Raw genomic sequence first — 14,397 nt, 5'->3', positions numbered from 1 at the left:
GCGGCTTCCTCCGCCCCGGCGTGTCGCGCCGTGGCTCCGAAGTCGTGCCCGGTCAGGGCGTGAGCAGGGACCGGTCCGAAGCTGTGCCCGGGCTCAGGCGAGGGGCTCGGCCGCGGCCTCGCGGGCGGCCTTCGAGGCGGGGGAGGCGGCGCCGATCTTCCAGTAGCCGCAGAAGCTGACGGCATTCTTGTCGACGCCGCGCTCGCCGACGAGCTGCTTGCGGACGCCGGAGGCCAGGGACTGCTCGCCGGCCGCGTACGCGTGGAACGGGGCATCGGGGGGTACCGTCCTGCCGAGGGCGTCCAGGGCGAGAACCCCGGGCGGGATCTCGTGAGGCCGCACGATCCACACCACGTCGAGCTCCGACGGATGCGGGAACTCCAGGGCGTCCTCCGCAGACGGGACCTCGATGATCGCCGTGCCCGCGGCGTCGGCCGGCAGGGAGGCGCTGATCGACGCGATCGCGGGGAGGGCGGTCTCGTCGCCCACGAGCACCACCCGGTCGGTGCCCCGCTCGGGGTTGAATGTCAGGCCCTCGTCGATGATGAGGACGTGCTCGCCGGGGGCGCAGGTCTCCGCCCATCGGGAGGCCGGACCGGCGGTGCCGTCGGCCGCCGAGCCGTGCAGCACGAAGTCGACATCGAGCTCGGCGCCGGTCTCGGGCGTGGCCGGGCGGTACGCGCGCACGGTGTAGTTGCGCATCACGGGGCGCTCGCCGTCGGGGATGCGGAGGAACTTCAGATACCCGAACATCCGGTTGGCCTTGGCGGGCACGCGCTCCAGCCCCGCCTCCCCGCCGATCGGCAGGAACAGCCGGAACCACTGGTCGTAGCCCATCGGACGGAAGCGGTCGATCTCGCCGCCGCCCAGGGTCACCCGCACCCAGTGCGGCGCGAGCCGTTCGGTGCGGAGCACGGTGAGGTGCAGGAGCTCGGCCGTCTCCGGCTTGACCATCTTGCTGAATGCCATGCGGGCACCTTTCAGGGGAGCTGCCAGGGGAAGAAGACGACGAAGATCGCGGCCGAGACGGCGAGCATGACCACGGTGAAGACGGTGTCCCTCGTGCGGAAGGGCACGAGGTGCCGCTCGGTCCGCGTCGGATGCGCACCGAACGCCCGGGAGTCCATCGCGAGGGCGACGCGCTCCGCATGCCGGATGGCACCTGCGAGCAACGGGACGATGTACCCCCAGCCGCGGGCGATCCGCGCGAAGGGGCCGCGGCCGCCGTGGTAACCGCGCACCCGGTGCGCGGCGCGAATGACGGCGAGCTCATGCCCGAACCGGGGCACGAAGCGGAAGGCGGCCAGGGCCGTGTACCCGATGCGGTACGGCACGCGCAGCTGCTGCACGCTCGCACGCACGAGATCGGACCCGCTGGTGGTGAGGCCGCCGACGAGCGCGAGCGCGACGATCGAGCCGAGCCGGAGCGCGGTGGCGAAGCCGATGAGGAGGGCGCCGCCGTAGAGGGTCCAGTCGCCGATCGTCACGACGGGGCTGGTGTCGGCGACCAGGGCCGTGTCGACCCACAGCGAGAAGCCGACGCCGATCGCGACCATTCCCGCGGGTAGACCGAGCAGGAGCAGCGCGAGGAGGCGCCCCGTCACCCGCGCCCCGATGAGGATGAGGGCGTAGGCGAGCACGAGGAAGGCGGCGGGGGTGGCCAGGTCCCGCACGAAGACGAGGAGCAGCATGGCGGGGGCGAACCCGGCGACCTTCGCCAGCGGGTTGAGGCCGTAGAGGAACTGCCGCCGCGAGGTGGCCGTGAGCGGCGCGTACGGATCGAGCGTGGTCATCGTCATGGCGACACCTCCCACCCGGCCGCGGTGAGCACCCGCTGCAACGCGGGGACACGCAGGCCCGCGGAGGGGAGGATCGCGGGATCGGCGAACAGCTCCGCCGTCGGACCGGCGGCCCGCACCCGCCCGTCGGCGAGGACGACCGTGTCGGTGGCGTGCTCGGCGACGAGCTGCAGATCGTGGGTGACGATGACCACGGTCGTGCCGTCCGCCCGGAGGCTCTCCAGCAGGTGCAGGAGCTCGGCGGCTCGGGCCCGGTCCTGTCCGAACGTGGGCTCGTCGAGGGCGAGGACGGGGGGACGGGTGATGAGGGCGGTGCCCACCGAGAGTCGTCGCTTCTCGCCGCCGGAGAGGAGGAACGGATGCACGTCGGCCTTGTGCGTCAGCCCGAACCGATCCAGCATCTCCGCCACGCGGGTGCGGACCTCGTCGTCCGGCACGTGGCGCAGGCGGAGCCCGTGGGCGAGCTCGTCGAACACGGTGGCGGCGATGAACTGGTGCTCCGGGTTCTGGAACACGAAGCCGATGCGGGCCGCGAGCTCCCGAGGCGAGGCGGTGCCCGGATCGATGCCGTCGACGGAGACCCGACCTCTCGGCGGCGGCACGACCCCGGCGAGCGCCTGGATCAGCGTCGTCTTACCCGCCCCGTTCGCCCCGACGATCGCGGTGAGGCTCCCGGCGGCGATGTCGAGGTCGACCTCGTGCAGGATCTCGGTGCGGCGCCGTGTGACCGTGAGGCCGCGGGCCCGGATGATCGGCTTCCGCTCGGCGGGGCGAGGGGCGCCGACCGGCACCGAGGACGCGGCGCCGGGGCCGGGAGGCAGTGCGGCGGCCAGCGCCTCGGGCGTCAGCGGCAGCGGGTCGAGGACGATCCCCCGGTCGCGGAGGCGGAGCGCGGCGAGCGTCGCGGCGGGCAGCCAGACCCCCATCGCCACGAGCTCGTCGGCGTGCGCGCGGATGGTCTCGGCCGCCGGACCGTCGAAGACCACCCGGCCCTCGCGGTCGAGCACGATGGTGCGCGTGACGAAGCGCATCGCGGCGTCGAGGTTGTGCTCGACGAGGAGGATGGCCCGGTCTCCGGCGGCCACGACCTCGGTCAGCGCCGCGTACACGTCGTCGATCCCCTGCGGGTCGAGGTTCGCGGTCGGCTCGTCCAGCACGATGAGAGGAGAGCCCATCGCGAGGGCGCAGGCGATGGCGAGACGCTGCCGCCCGCCGCCGGACAGGTGGTCGGGGTTGTCGTCGCGGCGCTCCCACAGGCCGACGCGCCGCAGCGCCTCCTCCACGCGGGCGCGCACGGTCTCCACCGGGAGCAGGAGGTTCTCCGGGCCGAAGGCCACCTCGTCGTACACCGTCCCCGTGACGATCTGCGCGTCCGGATCCTGGAAGACCATGGCGACGTGCGTGCTGAGCGTCGCGGTGTGCGCGGTGGTCGTGTCGACGCCTCCGGCCTCGACGGTGCCGGTCATCGTCGCGGGGAGCGCGTGCGGGATGAGGCCGTTGAGGGCGAGCGTGAGCGTCGACTTCCCGGAACCGGACGGGCCCAGCAGGAGCACGACCTCGCCGGGATCGATGTCGAAGGTCACGTCGCGGGGCGACGGGTGCACGGCGTCCGCGTGGGTGAGGGTCAGCTCGCGCACGCGGAGGAGGGGTGCGGATGGGCGCACGGCACGTCCCTGGTTCGACGGAGGGTGTGACTCTAACTTAGCTGAGCCTTACCTGTGCTGCCAGCGGGGCCCGTGCGCGATCAGCGGCGCGCGACCCCGGCGGTGCGCAGCGCCGAACCGATGGCGAGACCGATCGCCGTCCAGGCCACCGGGCCGAGCACGGAGATCGCCAGGTACAGCAGCTGGGCCCACAGCGGCATGACCGCGAGGTTCGCCGCGAAGAACACCGCGACCGCCACGACGACGCCGATCACGACCGCCGAGACGAAGAACCGCCAGGCGCCCCAGGAGCGATAGCGGGTGAGGGCGGCGACACCCTCCTGGATGAGGCCGAAGAGCAGCGCGGTGCCGATGAACCGCAGCGACCACGCCGGGTTGAAGGCGCTTGCGATGAGGGCGGCGAACACGTGCGTGATGAGCGCCACGAACGGCAGCCGCAGCACCTCCTGCGCGATGATGCCCGGCAGCACGTGCGAGCCCAGCACGAGGCCGTAGAGGAACAGCAGCGGGCTGGCCAGGAGGAGGGGAGTGACCCATCCGGCGATGCCGCCGAGGATGCCCGTGGCGACACCGATCGCCGCGCAGATCAGCAGCACTCTGGTCGACAGGACGGAGGTTCGGGCCACGCCTCCAGCCTACTGGCGACATTCGGAGAGTCGGCCGCCGTCCATCCTGACCGATCGGCGCGATCAGGATTCGACCATCGTTCAGTTCTCGATCCGGCGCTGAACGGCGGGGCTATCGTGAGCCGCGGTGCGGCGACGACGCGGCATCGGGATCATCGGATCATCAGGAGCGAGATATGGGTCGAACACCCCTTCGGATCGCAGCAGCCACCACCCTGGCGACGCTGCTCATCGCATCGACGGCAACCGCAGGCCACGCAGCGACCGGGGAGGTGACGCACCCCGTTCCGGTCGCGGGGACCCCCGGGCACTACATCGTGATCATGAAGGCCGATCCCCTCGCCAGCTACGAAGGCGACGTCAAGGGCCTGAAGGCGACGAAGCCCGACGAGGGCGAGCAGCTCGAGACGCAGTCGCAGGACGCGCGGCGCTACGTCAAGCACCTCGAGTCGGAGCAGAAGAGCCTCATCAACGACGTCGGCGTCACCCCGGACACGACCTACCAGGTGGTGCTCAACGGTTTCAGCGCCGACCTCTCGGGTGAGCAGGTGGACCAGCTTCGCGCCTCGAAGGACGTCCTCGGGGTGTATCCGGACGAGATCCGTCACCCCGACGCGCAGACCTCGACCGACTACCTCGGCCTCGGCGACGACCGCAAGGGTCGCGGTGGGGTGTGGCAGCAGACCGGAGGCGTGAAGAAGGCGGGCGAGGGCGTCGTGGTCGGCGTGATCGACACCGGCATCGCTCCCGAGCATCCCTCGTTCGAGGGCAAGAAGCTCAAGCAGCAGAAGAAGCAGAACAGCCGACACAAGGGCACGGACCCGTACACCGACGGCACCTACGTCTACTTCGACAAGTCCGACGGCGGACAGTTCCGCGGCGCGATGGTCGATGGTCAGGACTGGGACGAGCGCGACTACTCGACGAAGCTCATCGGCGGACAGTACTTCTTCGCGGGAGCCCAGGCGGCCGGGTTCGACTTCCAGTACGACTATCTCTCCCCGCGCGACGGCGACGGTCACGGCTCGCACACGGCGAGCACCGCCGCAGGCAACTTCGGAGTGGACGCCGAGGTCGAGGGTGTCGACTTCGGAACGGTCTCCGGTGTCGCGCCCGGGGCGAAGGTCGCGGCCTACAAGGCCTGCTACGTCGGCCCGGACACGACCGTGACCACGGATGACATCTGCGCCCTGAGCGACCTCGTGGCCGCGATCGATCAGGCCGTGGCGGACGGTGTCGACGTGATCAACTACTCGATCGGCGGCGGCGCCGCGAGCACCGTGATGGCTCCCGAAGACCTCGCGTTCCTCAACGCCGCGGCCGCCGGTGTCTTCGTCGCGACCAGCGCCGGCAACGACGGCCCTGATCCGGTCACCGCCGACCACGCCTCGCCGTGGTACACGACGGTCGCCGCCTCCACCATCCCGACGTGGGAGGGCACCGTGCAGTTCGACGGCTTCGAGCAGGCCGGGGCCTCGGTGACCGTCCCGTTCGGCGAGAGCGTCTCCGGTCCCTCCATCGCCGCCGCGGATGCCGCGGCGCCCGGTGCGGCGGATGCGCAGCTGTGCCTGCCGGGCACCCTCGACCCGGCGAAGGTCGCCGGACACATCGTCGTCTGCGACCGCGGCGGCAACGCCCGCGCGGAGAAGTCTCAGGTCGTGAAGGACGCCGGGGGCATCGGCATGGTCCTGGTGAACGTGCCCGGTGGTGCGGATTCCCTCGACAACGACTTCCACGCCGTGCCGACCGTGCACCTGAACGCCGTGCACCGTGCGGCTGTGCTCGCCTACGTGCAGGGCGGCGTCGATCGGCCGATCACCCTCGTCGGTGAGAACACCACCGGTGTGACCACGCCGACCCCGCAGATCGCGGGCTTCTCGAGCCGCGGACCGGTCCTCGCCGACGGCACCGACGTGCTCAAGCCGGACATCGCCGCACCGGGAGTGGCGATCCTCGCCGCCACGCACAACGCCCCGGGTGAGGACCCGACCTTCGGCATCCTCTCCGGGACGTCGATGGCCTCCCCGCACATCGCGGGCCTCGGCGCGCTCTACCTCGGGGAGCACCCGCGGGCGACCCCGGGCGAGATCCGTTCGGCCCTGATGACGACCGCCTCCGACACCGTGCTCCCCGACGGGTCGAAGAACACGAACCCGTTCGAGCAGGGTGCCGGGCAGGTCGATGCGACGCGGTTCCTGAACCCCGGTCTGCTCTACCTGAACGGCTTCAAGGACTGGGCGGCGTTCCTCGACGGGAAGGGGCTGTCGGACTTCCCCGGCATCGACCCCATCGACGGCACCGATCTGAACCAGGCATCGATCTCGATCGGGTCCCTGGCCAGCGCGCAGACCGTCACCCGCTCGGTCACCTCGACCGAGAAGGGCGTGTTCACGGCGAAGGCCTCCGTCCCCGGCGTGAACGTGACTGTCACGCCGTCCCAGCTCTCCTTCGACAAGCCGGGGCAGACGAAGACCTTCACGGTCACGTTCGACAGCACCACCGCGCCGGTCGAGCAGTGGGCCACGGGTTCGCTCACCTGGACGAGCAAGAAGAACACGGTGCGCTCGCCGATCGCGGTCGTCCCGGTCACGGCGGATGCCCCGGCCGAGGTCACCGGCAGCGGCGTCGACGGCAGCACGACCGTCGACATCACCCCCGGCCTCGACGGTGATCTGGCGCTGGGCGTCTCGGGTCTCACGCCGTTCCAGCTGCTCAGCGACCCGGACAACCCCGTCGAGGGGCACTCTGGGAACGAGAACTCGGGCGACGCGAACAAGGACGTCTCCTGGATCGTCGACGTGCCGGAGGGGGCCACCCTCTCGCGGTTCGACCTCGACTCCTCCGACGACGAGGGCAGCGATCTCGACCTCACCGTCTACCGGGTCGTGAGCCCCGACGACCTGCGCTACTACGAGCGCTGGCAGTCGGCGACGGGCTCGGCCGACGAGCAGGTGACGATTCCCGCACCGACCGCGGGCACCTACCTCGTCGTCGCCAACGTGTACGCGACCACCGGGCCGATGACGTGGGACATGACCCACGCCTCCGTGCTGCCGGACGGGGAGGGGTCGTTCACCGCGACGCCGAACCCGATCGCCGCGGTCCGCGGGGAGAAGACGAGCTACGAGCTGAGCTGGACCGGTCTGACCGCCGGCACCCGCTACCTCGGACTCGTCCAGTACGGCGACTCGGCCGTGCGCACCGTGGTGACGGTCACGACGCCCGCGGATGCCGCGCCGACGCCGACTCCCGCGCCGAAGCCGTCGCCGACTCCCGAGCCGACGCCGACCCCCGAGCCGGCGCCGACCCCGGATCCGACTCCGACGCCGGGGCCGACTCCGGAGCCGACCGCGCCTCCGGAGACCGACGCCCCCGGGTGATCCGGGAACGGCTGCACGACCCCGTCACGGCCGCACGAGGGAAACCCTCGTGCGGCCGTGCCGTCGTCTCCGGGTCGTGCAGACGTGCCGGGGCGCAGGCCGTCCGGCCCTCCGTTCGTCGCACGACCCCCGCCGCTCGTCGCAGCGTCCCCGGATCCGGGCATGACGGCGGGGCGCACTCCCTACCGTGGGGAGACGCAACGATGCGCCCCCAGAGGAGAACCCCATGACCGCACCTTCGTCGCGCCGCCGCGACGGCGCCGGGCTCGTCGACGACGACCCCGTCATCGAGACCGACCCGAACCTCCCACCCGTCGCCCTCTCCGCGGAGCACGAGGCGAAGAGCCGCCGCTGGACCCTGCCGAAGATCCTGCTGTGGACGGCCATCGCCCTCCTCGGCGGCGTCGCCTGGGTGATGCTCGCCATCGTGCGCGGCGAGACCGTGAACGCGATCTGGTTCGTGTTCGCCGCCGTGTGCACCTACCTGATCGGCTACCGCTTCTACTCCAAGGTCATCGAGAGGTACATCACCCGCCCCGACGACCGCCGTGCCACGCCCGCCGAGGTGAAGCAGGACGGCAAGGACTACGTCCCCACCGACCGCCGGGTGCTCTACGGTCACCACTTCGCCGCCATCGCCGGCGCCGGACCGCTCGTCGGCCCCGTGCTCGCGGCGCAGATGGGGTACCTCCCCGGCACCATCTGGATCATCGTGGGCGTCGTGCTCGCGGGAGCCGTGCAGGACTACACGGTCCTCTTCTTCTCGATGCGGCGCGGCGGCCGGACCATCGGCCAGATGGCGCGGCAGGAGCTCGGCAAGATCGGCGGCACCGCGGCGATCATCGCCTCGCTGCTCATCATGCTCATCATCGTCGCGATCCTCGCGCTCGTCGTCGTGAACGCCCTCGGCGAGAGCCCGTGGGGCGTCTTCTCCGTCGCGATGACCATTCCGATCGCCCTCTTCATGGGCGTGTACCTGCGCTACCTGCGCCCGGGCAAGGTGACCGAGGTCTCGATCATCGGCTTCGTGCTGCTCATGGCCGCCATCATCGGCGGCGGCTGGGTCGCCGGCACCGAGTGGGGCCAGGCGATCTTCCACCTCGACCGCACCACGATCGCGTGGGGCATCATCATCTACGGCTTCATCGCCGCGGTGCTTCCGGTCTGGCTGCTGCTCGCGCCCCGCGACTACCTCTCCACGTTCATGAAGATCGGCGTCATCGTGATGCTCGCCGGCGCGATCGTCCTCGTGCGTCCGGAGATCTCGGTCCCCGCGGTCAGCATCTTCGGCGAGAACGGCATGGGCCCGGTGTTCGCCGGTCCGCTCTTCCCCTTCCTCTTCGTGACGATCGCGTGCGGCGCGTTGTCCGGATTCCACGCGCTGATCGCGTCGGGCACGACCCCGAAGCTCGTCGAGAAGGAGCGGCAGACCCGGTTCATCGGCTACGGCGGCATGCTCATGGAGTCGTTCGTCGCGATCATGGCCCTCGTCGCCGCGATCTCGATCGACCAGGGCATCTACTTCGCCATGAACGCCCCGGCCGCCGCGACCGGGGGCACCGTGGAAGGAGCGGTCGCCTTCGTGAACTCGCTCGGGCTGACGGGGGTGAACCTCACCCCCGACATGCTCACGGGCACGGCGGCGGCGGTCGGGGAGGAGTCGATCGTCTCGCGCACGGGTGGCGCTCCCACCCTCGCGCTCGGCCTCGCGCACATCATGCAGCAGGCTCTCGGCGGACAGGCGCTCATGGCGTTCTGGTACCACTTCGCGATCATGTTCGAGGCCCTGTTCATCCTCACGGCGGTGGACGCCGGAACCCGGGTCGCCCGCTTCATGCTGCAGGACTCGATCGGCGCCTGGTTCCCGAAGTTCCGCGACGTCTCCTGGCGTCCCGGGGTGTGGATCTGCACCGCGATCATGGTGGCTGGCTGGGGAGCGATCCTCATCCTCGGCGTCACCGACCCGCTCGGCGGCATCAACACCTTCTTCCCGCTGTTCGGCATCGCGAACCAGCTGCTCGCGGCGATCGCGCTCGCCGTGGTGCTGGCCATCGTCGCCAAGCGTGGTCGCAGCTACTTCCGGTGGCTGTGGATCATCGCGCTGCCGCTCGCCTTCACCGCGGTCGTCACCATCACGGCGTCGCTCTACAAGATCTTCTCGCCGGTGCCGGCGATCGGATACTGGGCGAACCACTTCCGCTACCTGGAGGCCCTGAACTCCGGTGACACCACGCTCGGCGCGCCGGAGGTGCTGCAGGCCGTCATCCGCAACACCGCGGTGCAGGGCACGCTGTCGATCATCTTCGTGGTGCTCGCGATCATCGTCATCGTCATGGCCGTCATCGCGACCGTGAAGGCGATCCGCAACGGCGGCGGCGAGAACACCGAGGACCCGCCCGTGCCGTCCCGCCGCTTCGCCCCGGCCGGGTTCCTCCCCGACGCGGAGGAGCGCGAGCTGGAGAAGCAGTGGGAGCCGATCCTCGCCGAAGAGCGCGCGGCGGCACGGCACTGAGATGACCTCCGCGATGGATCGGACGGATGCCGCGACCTCTCCGCTGCGGGTGCTGTGGAGCGCCCTCGGCCGGGTCGGCCGCGGCATCCGCTGGTACATGACGACGCTGATGGGCGACACCGCGTACGCCACGTACGTCGCCCATCACCGTCGGCATCATCCGGACGAGGAGCCGCTGACGGAGCGGCAGTTCTGGCGCCAGCGGATGGACGACCAGGACCGCAATCCCGGTGCCCGCTGCTGCTGACCCTTCGACAGGCTCAGGGCCCTTCGACAGGCTCAGGGACCCAAGGTGGGTCGCTGAGCCTGTCGAAGCGCCAGGGTGGGTCGCTGAGCCTGTCGAAGCGCGGGTCGCTGAGCCTGCCTGCGCGTCCCTAGGCTGAGCGCATGAACGACGTCGTCCTCGCCGCGATCCTCGGCGCGCTCGGCGGCATCGCCCTCACGGCGCTGCTGCTGCTCGCCCGGCGGTTCGCGCGCGGCTCGGCCGACCTCGGCAGCGAGGCGGAGCAGGGGGCACTGCGGGCGCTGCATCAGGCGAGCCTCGCCGCCCCGCACCTCCGCGGCGGACTGGCTGGCCCGGATGCGGTCAAGGCCGCCCGGCATCTGCGCACCCTGCTGGGCAGCGCCGCGGTCGCCATCGTCGGCGAGGACGACACGGTCACCCTCGACGGCGCCGCGGACGGGCTCGAATCCGCCGCCGTGCGCATCGCCGCCCAGGTGCGCGGGTCGGGGCGGCGGCAGGTGTTCCCCGCGCCCTCGCGGACGGACGACCTGGAGGCGGTCGGCGCGCCCATCCTCGTCGACGGGGTGCCGGTCGGGGTGGTCGTCGCCTTCGCGTCCCCGGTGCGGGCCGCGCTCGTGCGGGCGGCGGAGGAGGTGGCCGACTGGTGTGCGGCGCAGGTCGAGCTCGGCGGACTCGAGGCCTCCCGCACCCAGCTCGCCGAGGCGGAGCTCCGGGCTCTGCGTGCGCAGATCTCCCCGCACTTCATCTACAACGCCCTCACCGCGATCGCCTCGTTCATCACGACCGACCCTGACCGGGCCCGTGACCTCGTGCTCGAGTTCGCCGACTTCACCCGCTACTCCTTCCGCCGGCACGGGGAGTTCACCACGCTCGCGGAGGAGCTGGGCAGCATCCACTCCTACCTCGAACTGGAGCGCGCGCGGTTCGGCGATCGCCTGCGGGTGACGCTGCAGATCGCGCCGGAGACGCTCGCGACGGTCATCCCCTTCCTCTCCGTGCAGCCGCTCGTGGAGAACGCCGTGCGGCACGGTCTGGAGCCGGGGGAGGGCGGCGGCGAGATCCGCATCACCTCCCGCGACGACGGCACGCACACCGAGATCCTCGTGGAGGACGACGGCGTCGGGATGGACCCGGACGGCCTGCGCGCGCTGCTCACGGCGCGCGAGGAGGGCGGTCACGTGGGCCTGCGGAACGTCGACACCCGGCTTCGCCAGGTCTACGGCAGCGGGGGCGGTCTGGTCGTCGAGACCAACGCCGGCGCGGGTACCCTGGTGCGCATGCGAGTCCCGAAATCGCAGCCCCTCCACGACCCGGACGACGACTGAGGAGCGGCATGATCGACGTCCTCGTCGCCGACGACGAGCAGCCGGCCCTCGATGAGCTCGTGCACCTGCTGCGTGCCGACCCGCGCATCGGCGAGATCCTCACCGCGGCAAACGGCGCCGACGCGCTGCGTCAGCTCTCCGCGCGTGCGGTGCGGATCGCGTTCCTCGACATCCACATGCCGGGCCTGCTCGGCACCGAGCTCGCCCGCGCGCTCCTCGGTCTCGCGGAGCCGCCCGCGGTCGTTTTCGTCACCGCCGACGAAGCCCGTGCGGTCGAGGCGTTCGAGCTGCGCGCGGCGGACTACCTCCTCAAGCCGGTCCGGCGGGAACGTCTGCGCAGCGCCGTGGACCGGGTGATCGAGCAGGAGGCCGCACCGCGCGGTGAGGACGAGGTGCTGCCGGTGACCGTGGGTGCGTCCGTGCGGTTCGTCCGGCGCAGCGACGTGCGCTGGGTGCAGGCGCAGGGCGACTACGCGCGGCTGCACACGGAGGACGACGGGCCCGGCCACCTCGTTCGCATCCCGCTCTCCGAGCTCGAGACGCGGTGGGCGCCGGCCGGATTCCTCCGCATCCACCGTTCCACGCTCGTCCGGATCGCCGCGGTGACCGAGGCGCGGCTGTCGGGTGGGGAACCCGTCGTCGTCGTCGGCACGGCCGTGCTGCCGGTGAGCAGAAGGCTCGTCGCGACGGTGCGGGAGGCGCTCGTGCGGGGGGAGGGAACCGGATGACCGAGGCGCCGAAGCGGGTGCGCGTCACGGCGGACACCCCGCCCCGTCGCTCCGCCGCCGCCACGCGGGGGATCGCGCTGCCCGGCGCCCCGGTCGCGGAGGCCGACGCCGTCTACGCCCGTGCCCTGATGCGCAGCCAGCTCCGGCTCGCGCTGGGCACCGTCGCCGGCTTCGTGGTGGTCGTCGTCGCCCTGGCGCTCGGGATCGCGCTCATCCCCGAGGTCGATGCCGTCGTCCTCGGCGGCCTGCCGCTGTCGTGGCTGCTCCAGGCCTTCGCGTTCTACCCGGTGATCCTCGTGTTCGCGGTGCTGTACGTGCGCACGGCGGTCCGCAACGAGCGGCGGTACCGCGCCCTGCGGGACCGCGAGTGAACGCCGTGCTCGACCTCGTCGGGGTCGCCCTGGTCGTGATCGCCACCCTCCTCATCGGCGTGTACGGGCTGCGCGTGTCGCGCACGACGAGCGACTTCTTCGTGGCGTCGCGGACGGTGCGCCCGGTCTGGAACGCCTCGGCCATCAGCGGCGAGTACCTCTCCGCGGGCACCTTCCTCGGCCTCTCCGGGCTCGTGCTGCTGGACGGCGCCCGCGGCTTCTGGTTCCCCATCGGGTACGCCGCGGGGTACCTGCTCGTGCTCGTGTTCGTGGCCGCGCCCCTGCGCCGCAGCGGGGCCTACACGATCCCCGACTTCGTCGAGGCCCGGCTCGACTCGACCGCCGCGCGCCGTGTCACCAGCCTCGCGGTGCTCATCATCGGCTGGCTCTACATCGTGCCGCAGCTGCACGGCGCGGGCATCACGCTCGTCGTGGTCGCCGGGCTGCCGGAGTGGGTCGGGGCCGTGACGATCGCGGTGCTCGTGGCGGCGGCGGTCGCCGCGGGCGGCATGCGCGCGATCACCTTCGTGCAGGCGTTCCAGTACTGGCTCAAGCTCACGGCGCTCCTCGTGCCGGTGGTGTGCATCGCGTTCGCCTTGAGTGGAGGGCCGCACGACTTCGATCCCGCGCTCGTCTTCCCCGCCGAGGCCGGGCCGTCCGGCTTCGACGCCTACGAGACCGCGTCGCTGCTGCTCGCGCTGCTCCTCGGCACGATGGGGCTGCCGCACGTCCTGGTGCGGTTCTACACGAGCCCGACCGGAGCCTCCGCGCGGCGGACCACTGTGATCGTCATCGCCATGGTGAGCGCGTTCTACGCCGTGTCGAGTGCGATGGGGCTCCTGGCGCGGATCGCCGCCCCCGACCTCGCGCGGCCGGGGATCGCCGACACCGTCGTGCTGCAGCTTCCGTCGCGGGTGTTCCCTGGGCTCGCGGGTGAGCTGCTGACGGCCCTCATCGTCGCCGGGGCCTTCGCCGCGTTCCTGGCGACTTCGGCCGGACTCGTGGTCTCGCTCGCGGGGGTCATCAGCCAGGACGTCTTCTCCGGCTCCGTGCGCTCCTTCCGGCTGTCCGCGGTGCTGTGTGCGCTCGTGCCGCTGGGGGTCGCTCTGCTCACGGTTCCCGCGGGGCTCGTATCGAGCGTGGGTGTGGTGTTCGTCGTGGCGGCGTCGACGCTCTCGCCCGTCGTGCTGCTGGGCGTGTGGTGGCGGGGCCTCACCGCGCGCGGGGCGGTCGCGGGCATGGTGTGCGGCGGCGTCGCGACCGGGCTCGCCCTGCTCGTGCACGCCGCGGTGGACGGGGTCGGCGTCGTGGCACCGTACCTCGCGCAGCCCGCCGCCTGGACGATCCCGCTGGCGACCGGAGTCACCGTCGCCGTGTCGATGCTCGACCCTCGCGGACCCTCGCCCCGCACGGACCGCTTCCTCGCCCGCGTGCACACCCCCGACCGCGCCTGAGTCTGCTTCTGCGCCCTGCTTCCTGGAACAGGCGGTCGCGCGGGTTCAGGCGAAAGCCCATCGAGCCTGAGCCAGCGCGAGTGCCTGAAGAGGGGGGTCGGTGTGGTCGGGCCAGGGGGCTTCAGCGGGACGGCAGGCACTGGCGCGAGCACAGGCAGGGAGCACCAGGAGTGCCTGAACTGGCGTGGGTGCTTGTGCTGGCGTGGATGCCTGAACTGGCGTGGGTGCTTGAACTGGCGGGAGTGCCTGAACTGGCGTGTGTGCCTGTTCGGGCGCGTCAGCGAGGTCGCGCGC

11 protein-coding genes are annotated in these 14,397 nt (G+C 71.6%); 7 read left to right on the top strand and 4 right to left on the bottom strand.

The features are described from left to right. Positions 1–93: 93 nt before the first annotated feature. From AUV07_RS14935 to AUV07_RS14920, 4 genes are all read right to left on the bottom strand, one after another. Positions 94–969 (bottom strand): siderophore-interacting protein, encoded by an 876-nt coding sequence (locus AUV07_RS14935; RefSeq protein ID WP_062637332.1) that lies wholly within the window; start codon positions 967–969, stop codon positions 94–96. Between the two features lie 11 nt (positions 970–980). Then, complete coding sequence (locus AUV07_RS14930) at positions 981–1,799, bottom strand: energy-coupling factor transporter transmembrane component T (RefSeq protein WP_062637330.1); 819 nt, start codon at positions 1,797–1,799, stop codon at positions 981–983. Then, positions 1,796–3,463 carry an ABC transporter ATP-binding protein gene (locus tag AUV07_RS14925; RefSeq protein ID WP_062637327.1) on the bottom strand — a complete coding sequence of 556 codons (1,668 nt, stop codon included), beginning with the start codon at positions 3,461–3,463 and terminating at the stop codon, positions 1,796–1,798. Before AUV07_RS14925 ends, AUV07_RS14930 begins: the two co-directional genes overlap by 4 nt. An 80-nt stretch (positions 3,464–3,543) precedes the next feature. After that, entirely contained in the window at positions 3,544–4,089 is a 546-nt protein-coding gene (locus AUV07_RS14920; RefSeq protein ID WP_025104671.1) for an ECF transporter S component, read from the bottom strand. Positions 4,090–4,265: 176 nt separating this feature from the next. Here AUV07_RS14920 and AUV07_RS14915 point away from each other — a divergent pair, with 176 nt between their 5' ends. The 7 genes from AUV07_RS14915 (at position 4,266) to AUV07_RS14885 (ending at position 14,103) form a co-directional block, all read left to right on the top strand. Next, positions 4,266–7,469 carry a S8 family peptidase gene (locus AUV07_RS14915; RefSeq protein ID WP_062637325.1) on the top strand — a complete coding sequence of 1,068 codons (3,204 nt, stop codon included), beginning with the start codon at positions 4,266–4,268 and terminating at the stop codon, positions 7,467–7,469. A gap of 226 nt (positions 7,470–7,695) precedes the next feature. Next, the gene (locus AUV07_RS14910; protein WP_025104668.1) at positions 7,696–9,981 is read left to right on the top strand and encodes a carbon starvation CstA family protein; all 2,286 of its coding nucleotides are present in this window, start codon (positions 7,696–7,698) and stop codon (positions 9,979–9,981) included. A gap of 1 nt (position 9,982) precedes the next feature. Continuing rightward, positions 9,983–10,228: a YbdD/YjiX family protein gene (locus AUV07_RS14905; RefSeq protein WP_082802991.1), complete on the top strand. Its 246-nt coding sequence runs from the start codon at positions 9,983–9,985 to the stop codon at positions 10,226–10,228. A 140-nt stretch (positions 10,229–10,368) separates the two neighbouring features. Further along, the gene (locus AUV07_RS14900; protein WP_062637323.1) at positions 10,369–11,550 is read left to right on the top strand and encodes a sensor histidine kinase; all 1,182 of its coding nucleotides are present in this window, start codon (positions 10,369–10,371) and stop codon (positions 11,548–11,550) included. Positions 11,551–11,558: 8 nt separating this feature from the next. After that, positions 11,559–12,278, top strand: coding sequence for a LytR/AlgR family response regulator transcription factor (locus AUV07_RS14895; protein WP_062637321.1), 720 nt, complete (start codon positions 11,559–11,561; stop codon positions 12,276–12,278). Continuing rightward, a complete protein-coding gene (locus tag AUV07_RS14890) occupies positions 12,275–12,649 on the top strand; it encodes a hypothetical protein (protein ID WP_025104664.1) in 375 nt (124 codons plus the stop codon). The genes AUV07_RS14895 and AUV07_RS14890 overlap by 4 nt, the downstream gene beginning before the upstream one ends. After that, positions 12,646–14,103 carry a sodium/solute symporter gene (locus AUV07_RS14885; RefSeq protein WP_062637314.1) on the top strand — a complete coding sequence of 486 codons (1,458 nt, stop codon included), beginning with the start codon at positions 12,646–12,648 and terminating at the stop codon, positions 14,101–14,103. The genes AUV07_RS14890 and AUV07_RS14885 overlap by 4 nt, the downstream gene beginning before the upstream one ends. Positions 14,104–14,397: the final 294 nt, after the last annotated feature.

Origin of the sequence: Microbacterium sp. CH1 (assembly GCF_001595495.1) — a bacterium.
Lineage (GTDB): Bacteria > Actinomycetota > Actinomycetes > Actinomycetales > Microbacteriaceae > Microbacterium.
This window is presented reverse-complemented; position numbering and strand designations above follow the sequence as displayed.

Excerpts from the sequence above, each read along its gene's own strand:
- AUV07_RS14935 (WP_062637332.1), bottom strand. The coding sequence starts at position 969 with ATGGCATTCAGCAAGATGGTCAAGCCGGAGACGGCCGAGCTCCTGCAC.
- AUV07_RS14930 (WP_062637330.1), bottom strand. The coding sequence starts at position 1,799 with ATGACGATGACCACGCTCGATCCGTACGCGCCGCTCACGGCCACCTCG.
- AUV07_RS14915 (WP_062637325.1), top strand. The coding sequence starts at position 4,266 with ATGGGTCGAACACCCCTTCGGATCGCAGCAGCCACCACCCTGGCGACG.
- AUV07_RS14910 (WP_025104668.1), top strand. The coding sequence starts at position 7,696 with ATGACCGCACCTTCGTCGCGCCGCCGCGACGGCGCCGGGCTCGTCGAC.
- AUV07_RS14905 (WP_082802991.1), top strand. The coding sequence starts at position 9,983 with ATGACCTCCGCGATGGATCGGACGGATGCCGCGACCTCTCCGCTGCGG.
- AUV07_RS14900 (WP_062637323.1), top strand. The coding sequence starts at position 10,369 with ATGAACGACGTCGTCCTCGCCGCGATCCTCGGCGCGCTCGGCGGCATC.
- AUV07_RS14895 (WP_062637321.1), top strand. The coding sequence starts at position 11,559 with ATGATCGACGTCCTCGTCGCCGACGACGAGCAGCCGGCCCTCGATGAG.
- AUV07_RS14890 (WP_025104664.1), top strand. The coding sequence starts at position 12,275 with ATGACCGAGGCGCCGAAGCGGGTGCGCGTCACGGCGGACACCCCGCCC.